The organism is Variovorax sp. 160MFSha2.1 (assembly GCF_048305075.1).
Classification (GTDB): Bacteria; Pseudomonadota; Gammaproteobacteria; order Burkholderiales; family Burkholderiaceae_C; genus Variovorax; species Variovorax guangxiensis.
Window position 1 is genome coordinate 204,453 of the sequence record NZ_CP157624.1, and the last position, 23,268, is coordinate 227,720.

The window sequence follows — 23,268 nt, forward strand, 5'->3', positions numbered from 1 at the left end:
ATCTGGCTAGCGTGCCACACCTGCGCGCGACGTGGGTTTCCTGCGCGCGGCGGGCCGGCGCGGCGGCTTCGCCTCCAGCACCAGCTCGGCCGGCAGCTGGTCGTTCCACGATTCGGTGAAGTAGGCGCGGTCGCTGGGCACCAGCTGGGGCAGCACCTCGCGCAGCAGCGCCAGCGACTGCTCGGCCGCTTTCAGCTCGCCCGCATGCGCCGCGTACCAGGCGTGCTCGAAGAGCAGGCTGCAGTGCTGCAGGCCCGGGTAGCGGCGGCGTCCGGCCTGGTGGTCGGCCAGCCGCGCCTGCGCCACCTGCACCCAGCGCGCGGGCCAGTTGGCCGCGTCGAAGGCGTCGGCGAGCGGGCCGGCCAGCTTCGAGATGGCGGCCGGGTCCAGCGGCTTCTGCGCGCGGAATTGCGCGAGCGTGGGCTGCCGCTCCGGCCGGCAGTGGCCGCGCGCGATGCGCATCAGGTAGATCGCGTTCCATGCCGAGCGGCCCTGGCCGTCGGTGTGGCCGCAGAGCCATTCGCTGAAGGCGATCCATTGCACCGCGCGGCGGGTGGTGTCGGCGTTGCCGTCGTGCGCCAGCGCGGGCAGGTCGGCCAGGCCCACGCGGTCGAAGAGCCACGCGGCCATGCCCATGTTGGCGGCCACGTGCTGCGCGGCGTCGAAAGAGTGCGATTCGAAGGCGGCCGCCAGCGCCTCGCCGAAGCGCTGCAGCGATTCCTCGGCCAGCGCGGCGGCGGCGGGCTTGTCGTCGGCCGCGAGCGCCAGCGCGCGCGAGCGGCAGGCCAGCGCCCACAGGTTGCACCACTCGAAGCGCACGTCGGGATGGTGGCGCAGCACCAGGGCGCGCACCGCGTCTTCGGCCATGCCGCTCAGCAGCGACTGCGCCAGCGGCAGGTCGCGCGCGGTGTAGGCGCACCATGCGGAAACGATGCACTCCATCGCGCCCAGGTAGTCGTTGCCCGCCACGTGGTGCGCGAGCCGCTGCTTCTTGAGCGCCTGCAGCCGGCGCCGTGCCTGCTCGTTGTCGCCGAGGCGGCGCCACAACATGGCCTCGTTGAGCGTGACCAGCGCGCGCTGGAAGTCGGTGGCCGCCAGCGTGCCGGCGAGGCGGATCGATTCGAGGGCGTTGCCCCCTGCGTTCTCGCCGGCCTTCTCGCCTGCGACAGGCGCCATCAGCCGCCCCTGCCGCGCCGCCTGCTGCGAGGCGACGAGCTGCTTCCAGAACGCCGCGTCCTGCAGATGCACCGCGTCGGGCGGCGGCGAGCCAGCGGCCTGGCGCGCGGCGCGCGAGCGCAGGCCGAGGAAGGACGCCACTTCTGCCGCGGCGGCCGCGCGGCCTTCCACCAGCACGCGTACGCGCTTCGCCTCGGCGGCGGGCAGCCAGAAGGGGCCCTGGCTGCGCCGTTCGGCATTCAGGAAGCGGGGCTCGCGCTGCGTGTCCTCGCCCCAGCCGGCGTCGATGCCCCAGGCCTTGAAGTCGCGGAACGCGCGGCTCACCACCATGCGCAGGGTGCTGGCGTCGGAGACCTCGCCGCGCAGGTCGGCCAGCCGCACGACATCGGCGCCGGCCTCGTGGGCATGCTGCATGCGTACCAGCAGCCACAGCGACTGGAAGGCCGCGCGCCGGCCGTTCACCGACTGCGGCGAGGTGAGTTCGATGGAAACCTGGTTGGCGTGTGGGGCTGGCTTGGGCACGCCCCGATTTGAACCTCAAAACGGGGCGCTACCTGAAGATGACGCCGCAGAAGAAGGCTCGGCCCCGCCTTCAGTACCGGTGCTCGTCCAGCAGCCCCGGCACTTCGCTGCGTCCGATGCCCAGGTCGCGCAGATCGTGCTCGCTCATGCCGGCGAGGTGCCGCGAATCGGCGCGGGCGCGGCGGCGATTCACCACGCGGCGGCGCCAGCCGCGCAGGGCATGGATCAGGCGTTGATGAAAGGACGTTGGCTTAGGCGCATTCACGATGGGCTCCTTGGTTGGTGCGCTCATCTTCTCGCCGGGCGTGATATTGTGGAAGTTGAGAATTCTGAGCCTGGCAATCAGGCTTCCTGATACCGGCACAGCCCATGCGACAGCTCAACCTCGATCAACTGCGCACCCTCATCGCCATCGTCGACCTCGGCACCTTCTCTGCGGCCGCCCAGGCGCTGCACCTTGCCCAGCCCACGGTGAGCCTGCACATCAGCGAACTTGAATCGCGCCTGGGCGCGGCGCTGGTGGTGCGCGGCAACCGTCGCATCACGCCGACAGCGGCCGGCTCGGCGCTGGTCGAGCGCGGGCGAAAGCTGCTGCGCGACACCGACGACGCGGTAGAGGCGGTCAAGCGGCAGGCCGAGGGGCGGGTGGGCCGCGTGCGTCTCGGTACTTCCACCGGTGTCCTGGTCGACCTGCTGCCGCAGGTGCTGGAGGCGCTGGGCGCGGAGCACTCGGGCATCGACGTGGAGGTGAGCATCCGCGGCTCCTTCGAGGCCATGGAGCGGCTGGCCGCGGGCACGCTCGACATCGGCCTGGTCGCCATTCCGCAGCCGCCGCTGCGCGGCATCGTCGTCACGCCCTGGTGCGAGCAGCCCATGATGGCCTTCGTGCCGCGCCGCTGGAAGGCGCCGAAGCGCGTCACGCCGGCCTGGCTGGCGGCGCAGCCGCTGATCTTCAACGAGGCGACCACGCACATGTACCGCCTCACCATGGAGTGGTTCGCCGCTGCCGGCTTCGCGCCGCGCGCACGCATCGAGCTCAACTACGACGCCGCCATGCGCAGCCTGGTGGCCGCCGGCTATGGCGCCGCACTGCTGCCGCTGCAGCAGTCCACCGATACCTTGCCGAGCAACGACCGCATGCAGATCCTGCCGGTGAGCCCGAAGCTCACGCGCCGCGTGGGCATCGCGCACCGCCAGCATGCGCTGCTCGACGGCGCGACGCTGAGCGTGCTCGAGGTGCTGAAGACCTTCAGCCAGGCATGAGCACCTTCAGCGCGACTGCGCCGGATCGTTCGGAATCCCCCCGATCGGGCATTCGGGCGTGCCCGCCGTGCTGCGGGTGAGCGACTCCATCATCTCGCGCGTGCCCTCGGGGTCGTTGATCCACTTCGTGTAGAACTCGTAGGGGCAGGCCGCCAGCCCCTTGTCGCCGTCGCCGGAGTTGATGGTGCCGGTGTAGCCGCGGTGCAGCAGCTTGAACAGGTGGTTCTGCGACTGGCCGTTGCGCCGCGCGTCGCGGATCAGGCCCATCGACAGCTCGGCGTAGTTGATGCCCATCTCCTCCTCGCCGCATTCGCCCAGCGTGCGGCCGTCGAAGCCGATGAGCGCCGAATGGCCGAAGTACGAGTAGACGCCGTCGAAGCCGGCCGCGTTGGCCACCGCCACGTAGGTGTTGTTCATGAAGGCCATGGCCTTGGACACCAGGATCTGCTGCTCCTTGGCCGGGTACATGTAGCCCTGGCAGCGGATGATGAGTTCGGCGCCGCGCATCGCGCAGTCGCGCCAGATCTCGGGGTAGTTGCCGTCGTCGCAGATGATCAGGCTGATCTTCATGCCCTTGGGGCCTTCGCTCACGTAGGTGCGGTCACCCGGATACCAGCCCTCGATGGGCACCCACGGCATGATCTTGCGGTACTTCTGGACGATCTCGCCCTTGTTGTCCATGAGGATCAGCGTGTTGTAGGGCGCCTTGTTCGGGTGCTCCTCGTGGCGCTCGCCGGTCAGCGAGAACACGCCCCACACGTTCGCGCGGCGGCAGGCGTCGGCGAAGATGGCCGTCTCCTCGCCGGGCACCGTGCCGGCCGTGTCGTACATCTCCTTGGCGTCGTACATGATCCCATGCGTGGAGTACTCGGGGAAGACCACCAGGTCCATGCCCGGCAGGCCCTTCTTCATGCCGACCAGCATCTCGCCGATCCTGCGCGCGTTGTCCAGCACCTCGGCCTTGGTGTGCAGGCGGGGCATCTTGTAGTTGACGACCGCGACGCCCACGCAATCGTTGCTGCTCGAAATATCACCGTGTCTCATGACGCTGCTCCTGATGGATGGTTGATGAAGGAAGAAAACAGGAAGGCCCGGATCGGCGTTCAACCGATCCGGGCCTTCCGGTGGAGCAATGGGTGCGTGTCGTCGGAGCCGATTGTTCTCAACTCATCGCGAGCTGCACATACGTCATTTCGCTGATTGCGGCGGCAACGCGCTCAGCGCGGGCGCGCGTAGCCCGACTCGATCCACGCGCTCGCGCTGCTCGCCGTGAGCCTGAACGCGGGCGACACGCCCACGCTGGCGAGTTCACTGTCGTCTGCGTCGTCATGGGCCGTGAGCGTGGCCGTTGGGTTGTCCTCGTCGGGCACGATGCAAAGCGCCACGCGCACGCGCCGGTCGTCGCGCGCGGTGACGGTCACGCTCTTGTTGAGCGTGGCGTGCAGCTGCTGCTCGTGGCGGCGGATGACTTCGGCGGCGGTCTTCACCAGCGTGGAGAAGGCGGGCGCGTCGAGCGGCTTCGGGTTCTTCTTGTCGCGGCCCATGGTCCAGGGGCCGACGAGGGCGGGCTCGGGGTCGCCGTGGCGGGTCATCTCGACGGCCCAGCCGTCGTCTTCCTCGTTCTTGATGATGCGGGCGGTCCAGCGGTCGTCGCGCCAGAGGCGGTCTTCCTGCAGGGGGAGGGTGTCGGAGTCTGTGGTCGTATCGGTCATTCGGATGCTTGCTGTCTGGCGCGTGGCATTTTCGCCTCCGTTGCGCAGCCGCCGACGTATTGCACCAGCCCCTCGACCAGCGCGTCGAAGGCCACGCGGCAGCGCGGGCTGTTGCGCAGGTCTTCGTGCATCGTGACCCAGGTGTCCAGCTTCAGCGAGAAGGCGCGCGGCATCAGCCGCACCAGCGCGGGGTCGCGCTTCGCGAGGCCCACCTGGCAGACGCCGATGCCCGCGCCCGCGCGGATCAGCGCGAGCTGGGCGAGGTCGCTGTCGGCGCGCAGCGAGAAGGTGTCACGCGTGAAGTTCCTGATCGACTTTCCCGCCGCGCGCACGAAGGCCGGCGGCTGGTCGTAGCCGATGACGGTGTGCGCCGGCAGGTCGTCGAGGTTGCGCGGCGTGCCGTGGCGCGCGATGTAGTCGCGATGCGCGTGAAAGCCCAGCTCGATGTTGCCGATGCGGCGCGCGACCAGCTGCTCCTGCCGGGGCCGCACCATGCGCACCGCGATGTCGGCCTCGCGCCTGAGCAGGTCCTGCACGCGGTTGGTCGACACCAGCTCGACCTTCAGCGCCGGATGCGCCTCGCGCAGCTGCGTGATGATGGGCGGCAGCACCTCCGTGCCCACCACCTCGCTGGCCGATACGCGTACCACGCCGCGCACGCCTTCGCCCTGGCTGGTGGCGGCGCGCTCCATCGAGGCCGCGATGCTCTCCATGGCCTCCGCGTGCGTACGCAGTGCCAGCGCGACCTCGGTGGGCAGCAGGCCGGTCTGCGAGCGTGTGAAGAGCACTACACCCAGCGCCTCTTCGAGCGCGGCCACGTGGCGGCCCGCCGTGGGTTGGGTGATGCCGAGCGCGCGCGCCGCGCCCGACAGGGAGCCCTCGCGCAGCACGCCGAGGAAGGAGCGGTAAAGCTCCCAGCCGATGTTCCAGGTCATGCATAAATGTATGGCTGATGGCTCATGTTCGGCAATTCCAATGCAACCCCGTCGAAACCAGAATTCTTCCATCGACAACTGTTCTGGAGCATTTCATGGCACACGAAACGGCACGCAACGACAAGGTTCTGGTTCTCGGCGCAACGGGCGGCATCGGCGGCGAGGTGGCCCGCCAGCTGCGCGATGCGGGCTGGGATGTGCGGGCGCTCAAGCGCGGCGCAACAGAGGGAAAGAGCGACGGAATCACCTGGCTGGCGGGCGACGCGATGGACGAGCAGTCGGTGCGCCGCGCCGCGAAGGGCTGCTCGGTCATCGTGCATGCGGTCAACCCGCCGGGCTATCGCGGCTGGTCGGAGCTGGTGCTGCCGATGCTCGACAGCACCATCGCCGCAGCCAAGGCCGAGGGCGCGACCATCGTGCTGCCGGGCACGGTCTACAACTTCGGTCCCGACGCCTTTCCACTGCTGGCGGAGGATTCGCCGCAGCATCCGCTCACCAGCAAGGGCGCGATCCGCGTCGAACTGGAGCGGCGCCTCGAGGAGGCCAGCCGGCAGGGCGCGCGCGTGCTGATCGTGCGCGCCGGCGATTTCTTCGGGCCGAAGGCCGGCAACAACTGGTTCTCGCAGGGGCTGGTGAAGGCGGGGCAGCCCGTGCGGGCCGTGAGCCAGCCCGGCAGCCCCGGTGTAGGCCACCAGTGGTCGTACCTGCCGGACGTGGCGCGCACCATGGTCGAGCTGCTCGCGCGGCGCGACAGGCTGGAGCCCTTCGCGCGCTTCCACATGGCAGGCCACTGGGATTCGGACGGCACGCGCATGAGCGAGGCCATCCGCAAGGTGGTGGCGCGGCGCACCGGCGCGAAGGTCCGCGTGTCGGCCTTTCCGTGGTGGCTGCTGGCGCTGGCCTCGCCCTTCGTCGTGACCTTCCGCGAACTGCGCGAGATGCGCTACCTGTGGCGCACGCCCGTGGCGATGGACAACGCGAAGCTGGTGGCCTTTCTCGGCCGCGAGCCGCATACGCCGCTCGAAGAGGCCGTGGAGACGGCGCTGGACGGCATGGGCTGCCTGGCCGCAGCGCCGGTGGCTGCCGCCGCCTGAGGCAGGTTCAGAAAACCGACAGACCCGTGCGCGCCACGAACATTTCGAGCGCCTTCATGCCCAGCAGCGAATTGCCGGTGGCGTCGAGCGCGGGCGACCACACGCACAGCGTGAGCCTGTCGGGCACCACCGCGACGATGCCGCCGCCCACGCCGCTCTTGCAGGGCAGGCCGATGGAGAAGGCCACGTCGCCCGCCGCGTCGTAGGTGCCGCAGGTGAGCATCAGCGCGTTGATGCGGCGCGTCTGCCGCTCGCCCGTGACCTCGGGCTCGCCGTCGATGGGGTGCGCCCCGTCGCGGCACAGGAAGGCGGCGGCGCGCGCGAGCTGGCGGCAGCTCATGCGCAGCGCGCATTGGTGGAAGTAGGTGTCCAGCACGGTCTCGACGTCGTTGTCGATCTTGCCGAAGCTCTTCATGAAGTTGGCCAGCGCGATGTTGCGAAAGCCCGTGTCGGCCTCCGATTGCGCCACTTCGTCGTCGAAGGCGATGGGCTCGCCGCACAGGCTGCGCATGAGCGCAAGGATGTCGGCCTTGGCGCTGCCGCCGCTGGCTTTGGCCTGGCTCACCAGCCGGTCGGCCACCGCGATGGCGCCGGCATTGATGAAGGGATTGCGCGGCTTGCCCTGTTCGTTTTCCAGCTGCACCAGCGAGTTGAACGGGTTGCCCGAGGGCTCGCGGCCGATGCGCTCCCACAGCGCGTCGCCCATGCGCTGCATGGCGAGCGTGAGCGTGAAGAGCTTGGAAACGCTCTGGATGGAGAAGGGCGTCTCGAAGTCGCCCGCGCCGGCTTCCTCGCCCTCGCAGGTGCGCAGCGCGATGCCGAACTGCCGGGCATCGACGCGCGCGAGCGCCGGAATGTAGCTGGCGACCTTGCCGCCCTGGCCGAGCTGCGGGCGCAGCGTGGCGACGATCTCGTCGAGGACGGGCTGGAATCGGGTGATGTTGCTGCTCATGCGCTGCGTTGTACCGCAGGCCGCCGGTTCACCAGCACGATGCCCAGCGCCACGCCGATGAGCGCCACGATCAGTTGCGCGGTGAGCGGCTCCTTCAGCAGCGCCACGCCGAACACCAGCGCGAAGAGCGGCGTGAGAAAGGTGAAGGACGACATCTGCGTGGCGGGGTAGTGCCGCAGCAACCACATCCATGCGAGATAGCTGGCGAAGGCGCCGACCACCGTCTGCAGCCCGATGGAGGTCCAGGCCCAGGCCGAGTACGAGAAGCTCCAGTGCTCGCCGAGCACCAGCGACAGCACCGGGCACATCGCCGCGGTGACCGCCACCTGGTAGAACAGCGTCTTCTCGGCGCTGGCCGTGGCCAGGCGCGTGGTGCGCAGCGTGAGCGTGGTCAGGCCCCAGAGCATGCCGGCCGCCAGCGCCATGCCGTCGCCGATGAGCTGCGACGAGCTCATGTGGGCGAAGCCCTCGCTGAAGGCCAGCACCACGCCCGAGAACGCGATGAAGAGCCCCAGCCACTGGAAGCCGCGCAGCCGCTCGGCCGGCACCCAGCGTGGCAGCAGCAGCGAGACCCAGAACGGCGCGGTGTAGAGGAACACCGTGAGCCGCGATGCGCTGGTGTGCTGCAGCCCCAGGTAGATGCCGGCGAACTCGCCCGCGAACAGCATGCCCGCCAGAAGCCCGGGCCACAGCGTGCCGTCGCGCTCGAAGAGCGGCACGCGCCGCCACACGCACCACAGCCACAGCAGCACAGTGGCGCCGACCATGCGGATCGAGGCCTGCCACATCGGCGGCACCTCCGCCACGGTGGTCTTGATGAGGATCTGCTGCAGGCCCCAGAAGGCACAGCAGGCGATGAGCAGGCCGATGGCGAGGCCGTCGAGGTGGGTCTTGCGCTGGATCATTCGGATCGGGTCGTTCGCGGCGAGGAGCCGCCGGATTCATCCGATGATCGTATCGCGGCGGCGTGTTCGGCGTGCGCGCGAGGCTTCCCGGCCCCTATCCCGGCGGGGCCACCGGATAGGGCGGCTTGCCCCGCGTGCCCGTCATCAGGTCGGGCACCACGGTTTCCACGTCGGCCACCGCGCGCGCGGCGCGCTCCAGCTTCCTGGCGAGCGCCGCGTCCGGCACGCAGCCCTGCAGGTACACCCAGCGGCGCTGGATGATGACCCAGACGCTGCTTTTCTTCACCCCCGGCACGGCCAGCAGCGCGGCGCGCACCTTGGGCGCGAGCGGCTTGTCGTAGCGGTAGGCGTTGCTGTCGGCGCACTTGCCGGCCAGCCAGCAGGTGGTGCCGCGCTCCAGCCTCGAATGGGTCTGCAGGCGACGCTCTTGCGCCGTGTAGAACGGGCCCTCGGGCACGGCGCAGGCCGGCAGGCCCGAGGAGAGCTGGAAGAACGGGTCGTCGAACCAGTTCTGCTTGACCGGCCCGTTCGCTTCCTGCGCCGTGCCGGCCTGCGCGGCGAGCAGCAGGACAAGCAGGAGCGCAGGACGATGAGTCACAAGGGATGCTCCGTGTAGAAGCGACCGCCGTGGAAGAGCAGCGGCGATGCGCCCGCGTCGTGCGAGCAGCGCTCCACCTCGCCGACGAAGATCACGTGGTCGCCTTCGTCGTAGCGGCTGCGGTTGAAGCACTCGAAGCTGGCCGCCGCGCCCACGAGCACCGGCGCGCCGCCCAGGCCTTCGGTGAAGGCCACGTCGGCCCAGCGGTCGATGTTCTTGGTGGCGAAGCGCTCGGCCAGCGCCTTCTGGTTGGCCGCGAGGATGTTCACCGTGTAGTGCGAGCCGGCGCTGAGCGCGGGCATCGAGCCGGCCGCGCGCGACAGGCTCCACAGCACCAGCGGCGGCGTCAGCGACACCGAGTTGAAGGAGTTGGCCGTGAGGCCGACCAGCGTGCCGTTCGCCGCGCGCGCGGTCACGACGGTGACGCCGGTGGCGAACATGCCGAGGGCTTCACGGAACTCGTCGGACGAAAAGGAGGGCGGCTGGGCCCGGCGGGGAGTGGTCACTGAAAAAAGACGCAAAGGCTTGAAGGCGGAGGGCCATTTTGGCTCAGTGCCCGCCGGCCTGCCCGAGCGGGTCCATCAACTCGTCGACCAGCCGGGTATAGACGGCGGCCGCCGGCGAAGGCGTGCGCGCCGCCAGCGTGACGAGGCTGTAGTGCGTCTGCATGCGCTCCAGGCCCGCCACCGGCAGGGGAACAAGGGTGTCGGTGTCGTGGCCCGGCACGGGGGCGACCGGCGCGAGGATCACCGCGTCGGCGGTGAGCGCCAGGTGCCGCAGCGTGCCGGCGTCGTCGCAGGTTACGTTGAACACGCCGCGGTCGCCGCGCGGCGCCACCCGGTCGAACTGCGCCGCGACCTCCGCCGGCAGGCGCGGGCCGGCGACGGGGTAGGCCATGAGCTTGTCGAGCGGCACGGGCCGGGGCTTGAGCTTCAGCAGCGGGTGCTTCGGCCGCACGAAGAAAGACACCGGCAGGTTGGGCAGCCGCGAGAGCTTCAGCCCGGGCTGAAGCTTCGTCAGGTCTCGCGTGTCGGCGACGAACAGATCGAGCTCGCGGCGGTGCAGGCGCTCGCAGAGGGTGGCGGTATCGGCCACTTCCATGCGCATCTGCAGCTGCGGGTGGCGCTGCGTCATGAGCGACAGCGCCGCGCGGCCCAGCGTCCCGGCGGCGAAGGGGCCGAAGCCGACCGCGAGGCTGCCGATGGCAAGGCCTTCGAGCTGCAACACGTCACGCGCGATCTGCTGCGCGTCGGCCAGCAGCTCGCGGGCGCGCGCCAGCACCAGTTCGCCGGCCTGGGTGAAGCGCACGCTGCCGTAGGCGCGGTCGACCAGGCGCGCCTGCAGGTTCTCTTCGAGGTTCTCGATGCTGCGCGAAAGCGCCGGCTGCGAGAGATGCACCGCCTGGGCCGCGCGGCCGAAGCTGCCCTGGTCGGCGAGGGCGACGAGATGCTGGAGCTGGCGCAGCTGCATTTTGCGTTTTGCTTCAAAAGGAAGCGCATATTTTGCATTTGCCAATGGTTCTGGCGCTTCGCATCATTGCCGGATGAAATCTTCCTCGCCCGCTCCTTCTTCCTTCTCCGTTGCGCTCGTCGCCCTTGCATGCGCGCTGGGCGCGCCGTCGGCCTCCTTTGCGCAGACCGCGCCCAAGGCGCCCGAGCCCTCCACGCTGCAGGCCAACGCCGAGATGGCGAAGACGCTGCCCTTTGCCAACCGGCAGGACTTCGAGGACGCGATGCACGGCTTCGTCGGCACCATGCCCGACGCGCTGGTGCCGGGCTCCGGCGCTCGCCCGGTGTGGAACATGAAGCCCTACGACTTCCTCAAGACCGACGCGCCGGCCGATACGGTCAACCCCAGCCTCTGGCGGCAGGCCCAGCTCAATGCGATACATGGCCTTTTCAAGGTGACGGAGCGCGTCTACCAGGTGCGCGGCTTCGATATCGCGAACATGACGATCGTCGAAGGCGACAGCTCCCTGATCGTCATCGATCCGCTCCTGGCCGCCGAGACCGCGCGCGCCGCGCTGGAGCTCTACTACCAGCACCGCCCGCGCAAGCCGGTGGGCACGGTGATCTACACGCACGGCCATGCCGACCACTTCGGCGGCGTGAAGGGCGTGATCGACGAGGCCGACGTGAAGGCCGGCAAGGTACAGGTGCTGGCACCCTCGGGCTTCATGGAAACGGCGGTGGCCGAGAACATCCTCGCGGGCAACGCGATGAGCCGGCGCTCGCAGTACCAGTTCGGCACGCTGCTGCCGCCGGGCGTGCGCGGGCAGGTCGACACCGGCCTGGGCAAGGCGCTGGCGCGCGGCACCATGTCGCTGATCGCGCCCACGTCCACCATCGACAAGCCCACGGAGGAGCGCACCATCGATGGCGTGCAGTTCGTCTTCAGGCTGGTGCCGGGCTCCGAGGCGCCGTCGGAAATGCTCATGTACCTGCCGCAGTTCCGCGTGCTCAACATGGCGGAGGACGTGACGCACAACATGCACAACCTCTACACCATCCGCGGCGCGGAGGTGCGCGACGGCAACCTGTGGTCGAAGTACATCGACGAGGCGCGCGTGGCCTTCGGCGGCAAGGCCGAGGTGCTGATCGCCCAGCACCACTGGCCCACCTTCGGGCAGGACCGCATCGTCGACCTGCTGAAGAAGCAGCGCGACATGTACAAGTTCATCAACGACCAGTCGCTGCGCCTGCTCAACCAGGGCTACACCGCGGCCGACATCGCCGAGACGCTGCGCATGCCCGCGAGCCTGGAACAGGAATGGTCCGCGCGCGGCTACTACGGCACGCTGCGGCACAACGCCAAGGCCGTCTACCAGAAGTACCTGGGCTGGTACGACGCCAACCCCGCCAACCTGAACCCGCTGCCGCCGGTGGCCTATGCGAAGAAGACCGTCGAGTACATGGGCGGTGCCGACGCGGTGCTGGCGCGCGCCCGCGAAGATTTCAGGAAGGGCGAGTTCCGCTGGGTGGCCAGCGCGATGAGCCAGGTGGTGTACGCCGACCCCGCCAACCGCGCGGCCCGCGAACTGGGCGCCGACGCCCTGGAGCAGATGGGCTACCAGTCGGAGGCCGGCACCTGGCGCAGCGCCTATCTGGTGGGCGCGATGGAGCTGCGCAACGGCGTGCCGAAGATCGCTGCCGGCAACAGCGCCAACGCTGATTCGCTCAAGGCCGTGAGCAACGACCTGTTCTTCGACTTCCTCGGCGTGCGGCTGAACGCGGCCAGGGCCGAGGGCAGGAAGATGGCCATCAACTGGAACTTCACCGATTCGAACCAGCAGTTCGTGCTGACGCTGGAGAACTCCGCGCTCACGCACATCGCGGGCCGCCAGCCGGATGCCGACGCCACCGTGACGCTGAGCCGCGCCACGCTCGACGCGATCACACTGAAGGAAACCAGCTTCCCGGCGGCGGTGCTCGCGGGCAAGGTGAAGATCGACGGCGACCGCACGAAGCTGGCGGAGCTGATGTCGATGCTCGACACCTTCGAGCCGATGTTCCCGGTCGTCGAGCCCCGCGCTCAGCCGAAGAACCAATAGCAGACAGCGATGGCGGCCACCACGCCCGCCAGCTCGGCCAGCAGCGCGCACGACACCGCATGCCGCGTGCGCTGGATGCCCACCGCGCCGAAGTACACCGCAAGCACGTAGAAGGTGGTCTCGGTGCTGCCCTGGATGGTGGCGGCCACCAGCGCGGGGAAGCTGTCGACGCCGTGGCTCTTCATGGTCTCGATCAGCATCGCGCGCGCCGCGCTGCCCGAGAAGGGCTTGACCAGCGCGGTGGGCATGGCGTCGACGAAACGCGCGTCGAGCCCCGCCGCGGTCACCAGCCAGCGCAGGCCGCCGAGCGCGAAGTCGAGCGCGCCCGACGCGCGCAGCACGCCGATGGCGCACAGCATCGCCACCAGGTAGGGCAACAGGTTCTTCGCGATGTCGAAGCCTTCCTTCGCGCCCTCGATGAAGCATTCGTACACCTTGATGCGGCGGATGGCGCCCGCCAGCAGGAACACGACGATCACGCCGAACAGCGTCAGATTGCCCAGCAGCGACGACAGCGAGGCGATGGCCGTCGCCGACAGCGTGCCCAGCAGGGCCATGAATCCGCCCAGCAGCAGCGCGCCCGGCACCAGGTAGGCCAGCACCACCGGGTCCCACAGCCGCAGGCGCTGCGCCACCGCCACCGACAGCAGCCCGACCAGCGTGGAGGCGCTGGTGGCCAGCAGGATAGGCAGGAACACCAGCGTCGGGTCGCCCGCGCCCTGCTGCGCGCGGTACATGAAGATGGTGACCGGCAGCAGCGTCAGCGACGAGGCGTTGAGCACCAAAAAGAGGATCTGCGCGTTGGTGGCCGTCACCGGGTCGGGGTTCAGCCGCTGCAGCTCGCGCATCGCCTTCAGGCCGATGGGCGTGGCGGCGTTGTCCAGCCCCAGCGCGTTGGCCGCGAAGTTCATCGTGATCAGCCCGAGCGCCGGATGCCCCGCCGGCACGCCCGGCATGAGCCGCCGGAAGAGCGGCCCCAGCAGCCGCGCGAGCCAGCCCACCAGCCCCGCCGCCTCGGCGATGCGCAGGAAGCCCAGCCACAGCGTGAGCGTGCCGAACAGCAACACCATCACCTCGACCGCCAGCCGCGCCATCGCGAACAGGCTTTCGACCAGCGCCGCGAACACGGTCGGATCGCCCCCCACCAGCCAGCGCACCAGCGCCGCCAATGCCGCCACCCCGAAGAAACCCAGCCACAAGCCGTTGAGCACGCTTCTTTTCCTTTTGTTTCGCTTCGATGATAGGGCCGCCATCCGGGGCCGCCGCGAGCTACAGTTCGGCCCATGCGCGCCTCCATCGTCCGCCGATTCGCCGCTCTCGCACTGGGCGCCGCCGCCCTGTGGCTGGCGGGTTGCGCGAGCCTGCCGCCGCCGCAGCCGCGCCCGGTGGTCACGGCCTTCACAGACGTGTCGCAGACCGAGCTCGGGCAGCTGGCGGCCAAGGGCACGCCTGGCGGGTCGACCTCGCTCTCGGGCTTCAGGCTGCTGCCGGAGGCCGCCTTCGCCTTCGATGCGCGCATCTCGCTCGCGCGGCATGCCGAGAAGTCGCTCGACGTGCAGTACTACCTGATCCAGAAGGACGACGTCGGCCTGCTGTTCCTCAAGGAGCTGCGCGAGGCCGCGGCGCGCGGCGTGCGCGTGCGGCTGCTGGTGGACGACCTCTACACGGGCGGCGAGGACGAGGTGTTCAGCACGCTGTCGGCCTTCCCGAACATCGAGGTGCGGCTGTTCAACCCGCTGCCGTCGCGCGCGAGTTCGCTGGCCACGCGGCTGCTGTTCTCGCTGACCGATTTCGGCCGCATCAACCACCGCATGCACAACAAGCTTCTGGTGGCCGACAACAGCTTCGCGGTCTCGGGCGGCCGCAACATCGCCAACGAATACTTCATGCGCAGCACGGCCGCGAACTTCATCGACATGGACGTGCTGTCCAGCGGCCCGGTGGTGCGCCAGATGTCCGAGGGCTTCGACCGATACTGGAACAGCGAGCACGTGCGCCCCATCGAGCAGATCGCGCCGCTGCGCATGCCCGTTGCGCAGGCGCAGAAGCGCTTCGACGAGATCGCGCGCACCGCGGTGCCCGACGTGGCCATGCACCAGCGCGACGTGCTCGACAAGTCGCCGGTGGGGCAGCAGCTCATTGCCGGCAACGTCGAGCGCTACTGGGCACCGTCGACGCTGTTCGTGGACGACCCCGAGAAGATCACGCGCAAGGCCGAGGCCGCCTACGAGGGCAGCGTGACCGAGGGGGCGCTGAGCGTCATCAATTCGGCCAGGCGCGAGGTGAAGATCGGCTCGCCGTACTTCATCCCGGGTGCGCGCGGCATGGCGATGATGAAGAAGGCCATCGAGCGCGGCGGGCGCATCACGGTGGTGACGAACTCGCTGGGCGCCACCGACGAGCCCCTGGCCTATGCGGGCTACGAGCGCTACCGCGCCGACATGCTGAAGATCGGCGTCACCATCTACGAGATCGCGCCCACGCTCACCGGCAAGTCGGGGCGTTTCGGCGACTTCGGCAAGTCGATCAGCCGGCTGCACGCCAAGCTGGCGATCGTCGACGACGAGCGCTTCTTCATCGGCTCGATGAATCTCGACCACCGCTCGGCCGCGGTCAACACCGAGATGGGGCTGGTCATCGACAGCCCCGAGCTGGTGAAGGACTACGACAGGCTCATGAGCGGCGAGCGCGTGAACCTCGGCTACCGGCTGCGGCTCGCGCCCAACGGCCGGCGCGTGCAGTGGCTGGAGTACGACGACGCCGGCGGCGACATCGTCCACGAGGACGAGCCCGGCGAATTCCTCTGGCTGCGCTTCAAGAACTGGCTGCTGCTGCCGATCGTGGGCGAAGAGCTGCTGTAGCGGTTCCTTCGTCGATGCGCGCCCGCGGCGCGCCTGCAGCGATGTAATACGGCTTGCACACTGGCCCTCTAGATTGCGGCGTCCCACGACACAACAACCAGAGGGATTCCCAGATGCGCACCACACTCACCGCGGCCCCCGCGCCGCGCGCCATGCGCGACCTGCGCTGGCTGGCCGGCCTAGCCTGCACCGCCATCCTGCTGCAGGGCTGCAACGGCGGCGGCAACAACCAGTCGATCGTCCTGGGGCCACCGGCGGCCCCGGCACCCGCTCCGGCCCCAGCGCCGGCTCCCGCCCCGCAACCCGACGCCGCCTCGGCCGACGCCAACCTGCAGGCCACCTGGGTGGAGATCGGCGACAACAACGCGGCCATCGCGCGCGCCATCACCAGCTACGCCGCACCGTCGGCCGACACGACGGCCGACGCCAACGCCGTGTGCCCGCAGATCACGATCGACGGCAAGGTCACGCGCATGACCCTGCGCGTGGGCGCCGGCACCATGGCGCTGCGCCCCACGGCCAGCGACCCGGCCGATTCGAAGCCTTCCGCCTTTCCCGTCTCGGCCTGCGAGACCACGCTCCCGGCCGACGCGAAGCAGGCCGCCATCGGCAGCCGCACGCTGCCGATGCCCAAGGCCGAACCGCAACGTGTTCTGGTGCTGGCCGACACCGGCTGCCGCCTGAAGAAGGCCGACAAGGCCTACCAGCCCTGCAACGACAGCACCGTGTGGCCCTTCGCGCCGCTCGCGGCTACCGGCGCGGGCTTCAACCCCGACCTGGTGCTGCACATCGGCGACTACCACTACCGCGAGAACGCCTGCCCCGACGACATCGCCGGCTGCAAGGACAGCCCCTGGGGCTATGGCTGGGACACCTGGCAAGCCGACTTCTTCAAGCCGGCCGCGCCGCTGCTGGCCAAGGCGCCGTGGATCGTGGTGCGCGGCAACCACGAGGAATGCGCGCGCGGCGGCCAGGGCTGGATCCGCTTCCTCGATCCGCGCCCGTACTCCGACAAGCGCTCGTGCAACGACCCGGCCAACGACAGCACCGGCAACTATTCCGAGCCATACGCGGTGCAGCTGGGCACCGGCTCGCAGATCATCGTGTTCGACTCGGCCAAGGCCGGCAAGGCGGCGCTGGCGACGAACGATCCGCAGTTCATCGCCTACCAGAAGCAGTTCCAGACCGTCGCGACGCTGGCCGCCAAGCCTGGCATCACGACCACGATGTTCACCAACCACCACCCGATCCTGGCCTTCGCGCCGGTCGCGGGCCAGACCCCGGCGCCGGGCAACCTCGCGCTGCAGTCGGTGATGAGCAACCTCAACCCCAAGGCCTACTACCCGAGCGGCGTGCACGTCGCGCTGCACGGCCATGTGCACGACTTCCAGGCGCTGAACTTCGCCACCGACCATCCCGCGACGCTGGTGTCGGGCAACGGCGGCGACAACCTCGACGTGGCGCTGCCCGATCCGCTGGCTCCCGGCACCACGCCCGCGCCGGACGTGACGGTCGACCGCATCACGCACCATGCCAGCTTCGGCTTCATGCTGATGGAGCGCAAGGCCTCGCCCGGCGTGGGCTGGACCTTCAAGGCCTACACCGTGGCCGGCAAGCTGCTCGCCACCTGCGTGCAGACCGGGCGCACGCTGGCTTGCGACAAGACGGGCTTCCTGACGCCGTGACGATGCGTGCCGCGCTGGCGATGGCGGCCGCCTGCCTGGGCTGGCCGGGCGTGGCTGCCGCCGCCACCACCGTGGAGATCAACCCGGGCGGCCCGCCGAGCGTGGTCGTCGAACGCATCGGCTCCACGCCGAAGGTCTCAGCGCGCATCGATCCCACCGAGGCCACCTTCAGGCCCGACCCGGCGCTGGCCGCGCTGGGCAAGCGCATCTTCTTCGACACGCGGCTGTCGCAGCCTCAGGGCACCTCCTGCGCGAGCTGCCACGATCCGCTGCGCGCCTTCACCTCGACGCTGAACGCGCCTTCGCTGGCCGGCCCGCGCACGCCGCAGGGCAGCCGGCCGGGGCGCTTCAGCGCGCGCACGGCGCCGTCGCTGCTGTACGCGCGCTACGTGCCGCGGCGCCACTTCTACCAGGACGACGACGCGCCTTTCGCCTCGCCGTTCGGCGGCCTCTTCGCCGACGGCCGCGCCGATACGCTGGCCGAACAGGCGCGCGGCCCGCTGTTCGACCCCGACGAGATGAACAACGCCTCGCCGCAGAGCCTGCTGCGCAAGCTGCGCGGCACCGACCTGGCTCCCGCGATGTCGCTGGCCTTCGGGCCGCGCGTGCTGCGCGACCCGGAGCAAGCCGTGAAGGGCATCGGCCAGGCTTTGCAGGCCTACCTGCAGAGCGACGAAATGGCGCCCTTCAGCTCGCGCTTCGACGACTACCTGCGCAAGCGCACGCCGCTGAGCCCGCAGGAGATGCGCGGCCTCGCGCTGTTCAAGAACCCCGACAAGGGCAACTGCATGTCGTGCCACACGCTGTCGGACACGGCGAGCCGGCCCGAGCGTTCGCTCTTCACCGACTTCGGCTACGACGCCATCGCCGTGCCGCGCAACCTCTCGCTGCCGGCCAACCGCGATCCGCGCCGCTTCGACAACGGCCTGTGCCGCACCGCGGCGCAGCTGCGCTGGCCGGAGCCGAACCAGTGGTGCGGCTACTTCCGCACGCCGGGGCTGCGCAACGTAGCGGTGCGCCAGAGCTTCATGCACAACGGCGTGTTCACCACGCTGCGCGACGCGGTCGCGTTCTACGCCACGCGCTCCACCGACCCTGCGAAGTGGTACCACGGCAGGCCGACCTTCGACGACGTGCCCGCCGCCTGCCGGGGCAACATCAACGTCAACTCCACGCCGATGAACCGTCGCCCCGGCACCACGCCCGCGCTGACCGACGAGGAGATCGACGAGATCAGCGCCTTCCTCGGCACCCTGACCGACGCACGCTATGTGGCGGCCATGCCGAAGCCGGCCATGAAGTAGCAGCCAAGGTCATCTCCGGCGCGGCAAGGTGCGTTACATTCCTCGCAAGAGTGTGAACTTTTGTCACAGACGCATTCATTTCCGGAGACTTCGACCATGACCGTTCCCGTGCCGCGCGAGTCGATTGCGCCGCTTTCCAACAGCCGTCGGCGTGCGCTGACCGGGCTGGCCGCCGCCACTGCCGCCGCCGGCCTCGGCTTTCCGGCGCTCGCGCAGAACCGGCCGCTGCGCGTGGGAACGACCTTCGACAACAGCAGCGTCGAGAAGGCCAACGGCCAGGGCCTGTACCAGGGCTCCAGCGCCTTCTTCAATGCGCTGAACAAGGCTGGCGGCATCAACGGCTCCAAGGTCGAGCTCGTGATGGCCGACGACACCTTCAAGCCCGACGTGGCCAAGGCCAACGCGCTGGCGTTCGAAAAGGACAGCTCCGTGCTCGCGCTGGTACACCCCCTGGGCACGCGCCAGACGGCCGAGGTGATGGATGCGGTGCCCGGCATGGCCGTGGTGGGCCCCATCACCGGCACGATCTCGCTGCGCAAGAAGAATTCGCCCAACACTTTCTGGGTCCGCGCCAACTACGACCAGGAAGTCGAGAAGCTGGTGAGCACCGCCGCCGTGCTGGGCCAGAGCCGCATCGGCCTCGTGCATTCGAACGATCCGCTGGGGCAGTCGGTGCTGGCCGCCTTCAAGGCCGCGCTGGCGAAGGCGAAGCTGGAGCCGGCGGTGATCGCGACCACGCCCAACACGACCAGCATGGAAGTGGGCCCCGCCGCCGAAGCCATCGCCAAGGCCAAGCCTCAGGTGGTGGTGGTCGGTCTGGCCGGCACGGCGCCGGTGTTCCTGAAGGCGCTGCGCGAGGCGGGCAACAGCAGCTCGGCCTACGGCCTCTCCATCACGGCCAGCGCGCTGTCGGCCATGGGCGACCTGGCCAAGGGCCTGGGCTTCGTGATCGTGGTGCCCTCGCCGTACTCGACCAAGTTCGAGATCGTGCGCCGCTACCAGGCCGACATGGTGGCCAACGGCGTCAAGGACTTCTCGCTCACCAGCCTGGAGGGCTACCTGAACGCGGCGGTGCTCGCAGAGGGCATGCGCCGCGCGGGCGGCTCGCTCACCCGCGCATCGGTGATGTCGGGGCTCGCGAGCATCGAGAACTTCGACTTGGGCGGCGTGAAGATCAACTACGGGCGCACCAACCGCGAAGGCGGCCAGTTCGTGGACGTGGCCGTCATCGGCAGCCGCGGCCAGATGCTCAGCTAGGCCGCCGGGCGCGAAAGCGGGAACGGACAGCCGAACGCAGAAGGAATACAAAAACTACGCAGAAGTCGCAGAAGAAATCGAAAACTTTTTTGGTTTTCCTTTTGCGACCTTCGCGAAACCTTCGCGCCCTCTGCGTCCGGCTGCCCGCTCCCGAATTTCAGACCCCGACCCCGAGCAGCCCCTCGAGCAGCGACGCGTCCTCCGCCAGCTCCGCACTGAGCCCCGCGTGCACCACGGTGCCACGCTCCAGCACGATCGCCTTGTGCGTCATCTGCAGCGCGAGCACCGGGTGCTGCTCCACCACGATCGACGCGAGCCCCTCCGACTCGCACAGCCGGCGGATCGCCGTCGCCAGTTCCTCCACGATGATCGGCGCGAGGCCCTCCATGGGCTCGTCGAGCAGCAGCAGCTTCGGGTTGGTCATGAGCGCGCGGCCGATGGCGAGCATCTGCTGCTCGCCGCCCGAGAGCTGGTTGCCGTAGTTGCCGCGACGCTCGCGCAGGCGCGGGAAGAAGTCGTAGACGCGCTTGAGGTTCCAGCCGCCGAGCCGCGAGATGACGGTGAGGTTCTCTTCGACCGTGAGCGAGGGGAACACCTCGCGCTCCTGCGGCACCCAGCCCAGCCCCGCGCGCACGCGCTGGTGCGAGGGCCAGCGCACGATGTCCGTGCCCTGCCAGCGGATCGCGCCCTGCATCACGCGGGTGTTGCCCATCAGCGTCTCGAGCAGCGTGGTCTTGCCCACGCCGTTGCGCCCGAGGATGGCGAGGCTCTCGCCCTGCTGCAGGGAGAAATCGAGCCGGTCGAGCACCACGGCGTTGCCATAGCCGGCGGTGACGTTGTCGAAGGCGAGTGCTTCAGGCATGGGTGTGTGGGTGGTGATGGAGGTGCGAGCTGCCCAGGTAGACCTCGCGCACGCGCGGATCGGCGCCGATGTCCGAAGGCGTGCCCTCGGTGAGGATGCGTCCGCCCACCAGCACCGAGATGCGGCGGGCGAAGCGGAAGACCAGCTTCATGTCGTGCTCGATGAAGAGCACGCTGATGTCCGCGGGCAGCGCCGCGATGGCTTCGAACAGCTCGCCGCTCTCGTCCTGCGGCACGCCGGCGGCGGGTTCGTCGAGCAGCAGGATGCGGGGTTTGGCCGCCAGCGCGAGCGCGATCTCGAGCAGCCGCTGCTTGCCGTAGGCCAGCTCGGCCACGGGCACGTCGGCGAGGCCGTCGAGCTTCAGCGTGCGAAGCAGCGCATGCGCCTCGTCGAACACCGCGGTGCAGCCCTTCAGCGGCCGCCACCAGGTGGCGCCCAGCCCTTCGCGCTCGCTGATCGCCAGCACCACCGACAGCAGCGGCGTGAGGCTGGGAAAGAGCGTGTTGATCTGGAAGGTGCGCGCCAGGCCCATTCGGGCGCGCTTGTCGCCGGGCAGCCGCGTGATGTCGGTCCCGCCCATGTGGATGCTGCCGCTGGTGGGCTTGAGCACGCCGGTCAGCAGGTTGATGAGCGTGGTCTTGCCGGCGCCGTTGGGGCCGATCAGCGCCTGCCGCGCGCCGGGTTCGAGCGAGAGGTTCACGTCGGCCACGGCCTGGAAGGCGCCGAAGCGCACGCCGAGGTCCTGCGTGCGCAGGGTGTGCGTGGTGTTCGTCATCGCGCCTTCCCCGTGCGAACGAAGCGCGAGAGCGCGCCCATGATGCCGCCGCGCCCCAGCATGACCGCCGCGATCAGGAAGATGCCGAGCCAGAACATCCAGTACTGCGGGTTCATGTCGGCGAACCAGTCGTGCACCAGCATGTAGACGATGGCGCCGATCATTCCGCCGTACAGCCGCCCCGTGCCGCCGAGCACCAGGATGATGAGCACCTCGGCCGAGCGGTTGAAGCCGATCGATTCGATGCCGACGAACTGCGTGGTCTGCGCCAGCAGCGCGCCCGCCACGCCCGCCACCGCCGCCGAGAAGGCGTAGGCCATGCGCAGCCGCGCCTCCACCGGCGAACCGATGGCCGTCATGCGCTTGCGGCTGTCGTGGATGCCGCGCAGCGCCAGCCCGAAGGGCGAGCGCAGCACCAGCCGCACCAGCAGGAACATCGCGAGCACCACGCCGAAGGCGTAGCCGAACGCGGTCTTGCCGTAGAGGTCGAATTCGAAGAGGCCGAGCACCGGCGCGATGACCACGCCCTGCAGCCCGTCGGTGCCGCCGGTGATGCCCGAGAGCCGGTTGGCCAGTTCGTAGAGCAGCACGCACACGCCGATGGTGATCATCAGCCGCGTGAGGTCGGCGCCGCGCACCACCAGGTAGCTCAGCGCATAGCCCAGTGCGCCGCACACCGCGAGTGCGAACACGAGGCCGCTGAAGGGCTCGCTCCAGCCGTACTTGGCGAGCAGGCCGGCCGCGTAGGCGCCCGCGCCGAAGAAGGCCGCGTGGCCCACGGTGAGGATGCCCGCGTAGCCCAGCGCCATGTCGAGCGACACCGCGAACAGGCCGAAGATGAGCACCTGGCTCATCAGCGTGAGCTTGTCGGGCAGCAGGAAGAAGCTCGACGCCAGCGCGAGCCAGAAGGCGGCCTCGGCGATGCGCAGCTGCGCGGGAGAGAGGTTCAGGGCTTTCATGCGAGCCCCTTCTTCGCGACGATGCCGTTCGGGCGTACCAGCAGCATGGCGATCATGAAGACGTAGATGAGAAATGCGCCGGCTTCCGGCAGGTAGTACTTGCCCGCCACGTCGACGATGCCGACCAGCAGCGCCGCGATGAAAGGCCCCGTGACGGTGCCCGCGCCACCCACGCAGACCACCATCAGGAAATAGACGAGGTACTTCAGCGGGAACGAAGGCTCCAGCCCCAGCATCCCCAGGCTCAGCGCGCCGCCCAGGCCCGCGAGGCCGCAGCCCAGCGAGAAGGTCAGGAAGAAGAGCCGCTGCACATGGATGCCGGTGCCGCCGGCCACGCGCTGGTTGTCGACCGCCGCGCGCACCATCGCGCCGTAGCGCGTCTTGCCCAGGCCCAGCAGCAGCGCGGCCAGCACCAGCACGCCGCAGACGATCAGGAAGAGCCGGTAGCGGCCCACTTCCAGGCCCGCCAGCGACACCTGCCCGTCGAGCGCCGGCGGCAGCGTGAAGGGCTGCATCGTCGGACCGAAGAAGTAGGTGAAGGCCGCGATGGACACGAACACCACGCCGATCGACAGCAGCACCTGGTCCAGCGGGTGCGCGCGGTACAGGCGCCGGTAGAACACGAACTCCAGCAGGGCGCCCAGCACGGCTGCCACCACGAAGGCGGCCGCCAGCGAGAGGCCGAAGCCGAGCCCGAAGCGGTTCATCAGCACGGCGGCCGCGTAGCCGCCCACCATCGCGAAGCTGCCGTGCGCGAGGTTGACGAAATTCATGAGTCCCATCGTGATGGACAGGCCCACGCCGATGAGGAAGAGGAGCATGCCGTAGGCCACTCCGTCGAAGATCACGATGCCCATG

General features: G+C 69.4%; 22 protein-coding genes. 7 read left to right on the top strand and 15 right to left on the bottom strand.

The window, feature by feature from the left end:
* Nucleotides 1–6 precede the first annotated feature (6 nt).
* Both ABL838_RS00880 and ABL838_RS00885 read right to left on the bottom strand, forming a co-directional pair.
* A complete protein-coding gene (locus ABL838_RS00880; protein ID WP_418123680.1) occupies nucleotides 7–1,698 on the bottom strand; it encodes a hypothetical protein in 1,692 nt (563 codons plus the stop codon).
* 70 nt (nucleotides 1,699–1,768) lie between these two features.
* Nucleotides 1,769–1,963, bottom strand: a complete 195-nt coding sequence (locus ABL838_RS00885) for a DUF1127 domain-containing protein (RefSeq protein WP_126021252.1) — start codon at nucleotides 1,961–1,963, stop codon at nucleotides 1,769–1,771.
* Nucleotides 1,964–2,067: 104 nt separating this feature from the next.
* Between ABL838_RS00885 and ABL838_RS00890 the strand changes: the two genes are divergently transcribed.
* Nucleotides 2,068–2,961, top strand: coding sequence for a LysR family transcriptional regulator (locus ABL838_RS00890; protein WP_126020525.1), 894 nt, complete (start codon nucleotides 2,068–2,070; stop codon nucleotides 2,959–2,961).
* A 6-nt stretch (nucleotides 2,962–2,967) separates the two neighbouring features.
* On the opposite strand, the gene ABL838_RS00895 is transcribed toward ABL838_RS00890, so the two are convergent.
* From ABL838_RS00895 to ABL838_RS00905, 3 genes are all read right to left on the bottom strand, one after another.
* On the bottom strand, nucleotides 2,968–4,005 hold the full coding sequence (locus tag ABL838_RS00895) for an aliphatic amidase (protein WP_418123682.1): 1,038 nt from the start codon (nucleotides 4,003–4,005) through the stop codon (nucleotides 2,968–2,970).
* Nucleotides 4,006–4,178: 173 nt separating this feature from the next.
* Entirely contained in the window at nucleotides 4,179–4,673 is a 495-nt protein-coding gene (locus tag ABL838_RS00900) for a hypothetical protein (protein WP_126020521.1), read from the bottom strand.
* Entirely contained in the window at nucleotides 4,670–5,608 is a 939-nt protein-coding gene (locus tag ABL838_RS00905; RefSeq protein ID WP_418123684.1) for a LysR family transcriptional regulator, read from the bottom strand. The genes ABL838_RS00900 and ABL838_RS00905 overlap by 4 nt, the downstream gene beginning before the upstream one ends.
* 95 nt (nucleotides 5,609–5,703) lie before the next feature.
* On the opposite strand from ABL838_RS00905, the gene ABL838_RS00910 reads away from it, so the two are divergent.
* Nucleotides 5,704–6,702 (top strand): NAD-dependent epimerase/dehydratase family protein, encoded by a 999-nt coding sequence (locus ABL838_RS00910; protein ID WP_418123686.1) that lies wholly within the window; start codon nucleotides 5,704–5,706, stop codon nucleotides 6,700–6,702.
* Nucleotides 6,703–6,709: 7 nt separating this feature from the next.
* Here ABL838_RS00910 and ABL838_RS00915 read toward each other — a convergent pair whose 3' ends face one another.
* The 5 genes from ABL838_RS00915 to ABL838_RS00935 form a co-directional block, all read right to left on the bottom strand.
* Nucleotides 6,710–7,654, bottom strand: coding sequence for a glutaminase (locus ABL838_RS00915; RefSeq protein ID WP_418118682.1), 945 nt, complete (start codon nucleotides 7,652–7,654; stop codon nucleotides 6,710–6,712).
* Nucleotides 7,651–8,559: a DMT family transporter gene (locus ABL838_RS00920; protein WP_126020513.1), complete on the bottom strand. Its 909-nt coding sequence runs from the start codon at nucleotides 8,557–8,559 to the stop codon at nucleotides 7,651–7,653. Before ABL838_RS00920 ends, ABL838_RS00915 begins: the two co-directional genes overlap by 4 nt.
* 94 nt (nucleotides 8,560–8,653) lie before the next feature.
* Nucleotides 8,654–9,157 (bottom strand): BON domain-containing protein, encoded by a 504-nt coding sequence (locus ABL838_RS00925; protein WP_418123688.1) that lies wholly within the window; start codon nucleotides 9,155–9,157, stop codon nucleotides 8,654–8,656.
* Entirely contained in the window at nucleotides 9,154–9,663 is a 510-nt protein-coding gene (locus tag ABL838_RS00930) for a flavin reductase family protein (protein ID WP_184638853.1), read from the bottom strand. The genes ABL838_RS00925 and ABL838_RS00930 overlap by 4 nt, the downstream gene beginning before the upstream one ends.
* 43 nt (nucleotides 9,664–9,706) lie before the next feature.
* The gene (locus ABL838_RS00935; RefSeq protein ID WP_418118683.1) at nucleotides 9,707–10,627 is read right to left on the bottom strand and encodes a LysR family transcriptional regulator; all 921 of its coding nucleotides are present in this window, start codon (nucleotides 10,625–10,627) and stop codon (nucleotides 9,707–9,709) included.
* Between the two features lie 73 nt (nucleotides 10,628–10,700).
* Here ABL838_RS00935 and ABL838_RS00940 point away from each other — a divergent pair, with 73 nt between their 5' ends.
* Nucleotides 10,701–12,707 (top strand): alkyl/aryl-sulfatase, encoded by a 2,007-nt coding sequence (locus ABL838_RS00940; protein ID WP_418123690.1) that lies wholly within the window; start codon nucleotides 10,701–10,703, stop codon nucleotides 12,705–12,707.
* On the opposite strand, the gene ABL838_RS00945 is transcribed toward ABL838_RS00940, so the two are convergent.
* Nucleotides 12,689–13,918, bottom strand: a complete 1,230-nt coding sequence (locus ABL838_RS00945; protein WP_184638847.1) for a nucleoside recognition domain-containing protein — start codon at nucleotides 13,916–13,918, stop codon at nucleotides 12,689–12,691. The two genes, ABL838_RS00940 and ABL838_RS00945, sit on opposite strands and share 19 nt — an antisense overlap.
* A gap of 72 nt (nucleotides 13,919–13,990) precedes the next feature.
* On the opposite strand from ABL838_RS00945, the gene ABL838_RS00950 reads away from it, so the two are divergent.
* From ABL838_RS00950 to ABL838_RS00965, 4 genes are all read left to right on the top strand, one after another.
* Nucleotides 13,991–15,568, top strand: a complete 1,578-nt coding sequence (locus ABL838_RS00950) for a phospholipase D family protein (RefSeq protein WP_418123692.1) — start codon at nucleotides 13,991–13,993, stop codon at nucleotides 15,566–15,568.
* A gap of 113 nt (nucleotides 15,569–15,681) precedes the next feature.
* On the top strand, nucleotides 15,682–17,253 hold the full coding sequence (locus ABL838_RS00955) for a metallophosphoesterase (RefSeq protein ID WP_418123693.1): 1,572 nt from the start codon (nucleotides 15,682–15,684) through the stop codon (nucleotides 17,251–17,253).
* Between the two features lie 2 nt (nucleotides 17,254–17,255).
* Entirely contained in the window at nucleotides 17,256–18,557 is a 1,302-nt protein-coding gene (locus ABL838_RS00960; protein WP_418125934.1) for a cytochrome-c peroxidase, read from the top strand.
* Between the two features lie 96 nt (nucleotides 18,558–18,653).
* Complete coding sequence (locus ABL838_RS00965) at nucleotides 18,654–19,814, top strand: ABC transporter substrate-binding protein (RefSeq protein ID WP_184638842.1); 1,161 nt, start codon at nucleotides 18,654–18,656, stop codon at nucleotides 19,812–19,814.
* A 157-nt stretch (nucleotides 19,815–19,971) separates the two neighbouring features.
* On the opposite strand, the gene ABL838_RS00970 is transcribed toward ABL838_RS00965, so the two are convergent.
* Genes ABL838_RS00970 through ABL838_RS00985 form a run of 4 tightly spaced genes read right to left on the bottom strand, consistent with a single transcriptional unit; the run spans nucleotide 19,972 to nucleotide 23,267 of the window.
* The gene (locus tag ABL838_RS00970) at nucleotides 19,972–20,676 is read right to left on the bottom strand and encodes an ABC transporter ATP-binding protein (RefSeq protein ID WP_418123695.1); all 705 of its coding nucleotides are present in this window, start codon (nucleotides 20,674–20,676) and stop codon (nucleotides 19,972–19,974) included.
* Nucleotides 20,669–21,451, bottom strand: coding sequence for an ABC transporter ATP-binding protein (locus tag ABL838_RS00975; RefSeq protein ID WP_418123697.1), 783 nt, complete (start codon nucleotides 21,449–21,451; stop codon nucleotides 20,669–20,671). The genes ABL838_RS00970 and ABL838_RS00975 overlap by 8 nt, the downstream gene beginning before the upstream one ends.
* Entirely contained in the window at nucleotides 21,448–22,410 is a 963-nt protein-coding gene (locus ABL838_RS00980) for a branched-chain amino acid ABC transporter permease (RefSeq protein ID WP_418123699.1), read from the bottom strand. Before ABL838_RS00980 ends, ABL838_RS00975 begins: the two co-directional genes overlap by 4 nt.
* Nucleotides 22,407–23,267, bottom strand: a complete 861-nt coding sequence (locus ABL838_RS00985) for a branched-chain amino acid ABC transporter permease (RefSeq protein ID WP_418123701.1) — start codon at nucleotides 23,265–23,267, stop codon at nucleotides 22,407–22,409. Before ABL838_RS00985 ends, ABL838_RS00980 begins: the two co-directional genes overlap by 4 nt.
* Nucleotide 23,268 lies beyond the last annotated feature (1 nt).

Bases quoted from the DNA above. Each gene is read 5' to 3' on its own strand.
- ABL838_RS00975 (WP_418123697.1), bottom strand. From the start codon at position 21,451: ATGACGAACACCACGCACACCCTGCGCACGCAGGACCTCGGCGTGCGC.
- ABL838_RS00970 (WP_418123695.1), bottom strand. From the start codon at position 20,676: ATGCCTGAAGCACTCGCCTTCGACAACGTCACCGCCGGCTATGGCAAC.
- ABL838_RS00915 (WP_418118682.1), bottom strand. From the start codon at position 7,654: ATGAGCAGCAACATCACCCGATTCCAGCCCGTCCTCGACGAGATCGTC.
- ABL838_RS00965 (WP_184638842.1), top strand. From the start codon at position 18,654: ATGACCGTTCCCGTGCCGCGCGAGTCGATTGCGCCGCTTTCCAACAGC.
- ABL838_RS00895 (WP_418123682.1), bottom strand. From the start codon at position 4,005: ATGAGACACGGTGATATTTCGAGCAGCAACGATTGCGTGGGCGTCGCG.
- ABL838_RS00940 (WP_418123690.1), top strand. From the start codon at position 10,701: ATGAAATCTTCCTCGCCCGCTCCTTCTTCCTTCTCCGTTGCGCTCGTC.
- ABL838_RS00985 (WP_418123701.1), bottom strand. From the start codon at position 23,267: ATGGGCATCGTGATCTTCGACGGAGTGGCCTACGGCATGCTCCTCTTC.
- ABL838_RS00920 (WP_126020513.1), bottom strand. From the start codon at position 8,559: ATGATCCAGCGCAAGACCCACCTCGACGGCCTCGCCATCGGCCTGCTC.
- ABL838_RS00905 (WP_418123684.1), bottom strand. From the start codon at position 5,608: ATGACCTGGAACATCGGCTGGGAGCTTTACCGCTCCTTCCTCGGCGTG.
- ABL838_RS00935 (WP_418118683.1), bottom strand. From the start codon at position 10,627: ATGCAGCTGCGCCAGCTCCAGCATCTCGTCGCCCTCGCCGACCAGGGC.
- ABL838_RS00980 (WP_418123699.1), bottom strand. From the start codon at position 22,410: ATGAAAGCCCTGAACCTCTCTCCCGCGCAGCTGCGCATCGCCGAGGCC.
- ABL838_RS00955 (WP_418123693.1), top strand. From the start codon at position 15,682: ATGCGCACCACACTCACCGCGGCCCCCGCGCCGCGCGCCATGCGCGAC.
- ABL838_RS00900 (WP_126020521.1), bottom strand. From the start codon at position 4,673: ATGACCGATACGACCACAGACTCCGACACCCTCCCCCTGCAGGAAGAC.
- ABL838_RS00890 (WP_126020525.1), top strand. From the start codon at position 2,068: ATGCGACAGCTCAACCTCGATCAACTGCGCACCCTCATCGCCATCGTC.
- ABL838_RS00950 (WP_418123692.1), top strand. From the start codon at position 13,991: ATGCGCGCCTCCATCGTCCGCCGATTCGCCGCTCTCGCACTGGGCGCC.
- ABL838_RS00960 (WP_418125934.1), top strand. From the start codon at position 17,256: ATGCGTGCCGCGCTGGCGATGGCGGCCGCCTGCCTGGGCTGGCCGGGC.
- ABL838_RS00910 (WP_418123686.1), top strand. From the start codon at position 5,704: ATGGCACACGAAACGGCACGCAACGACAAGGTTCTGGTTCTCGGCGCA.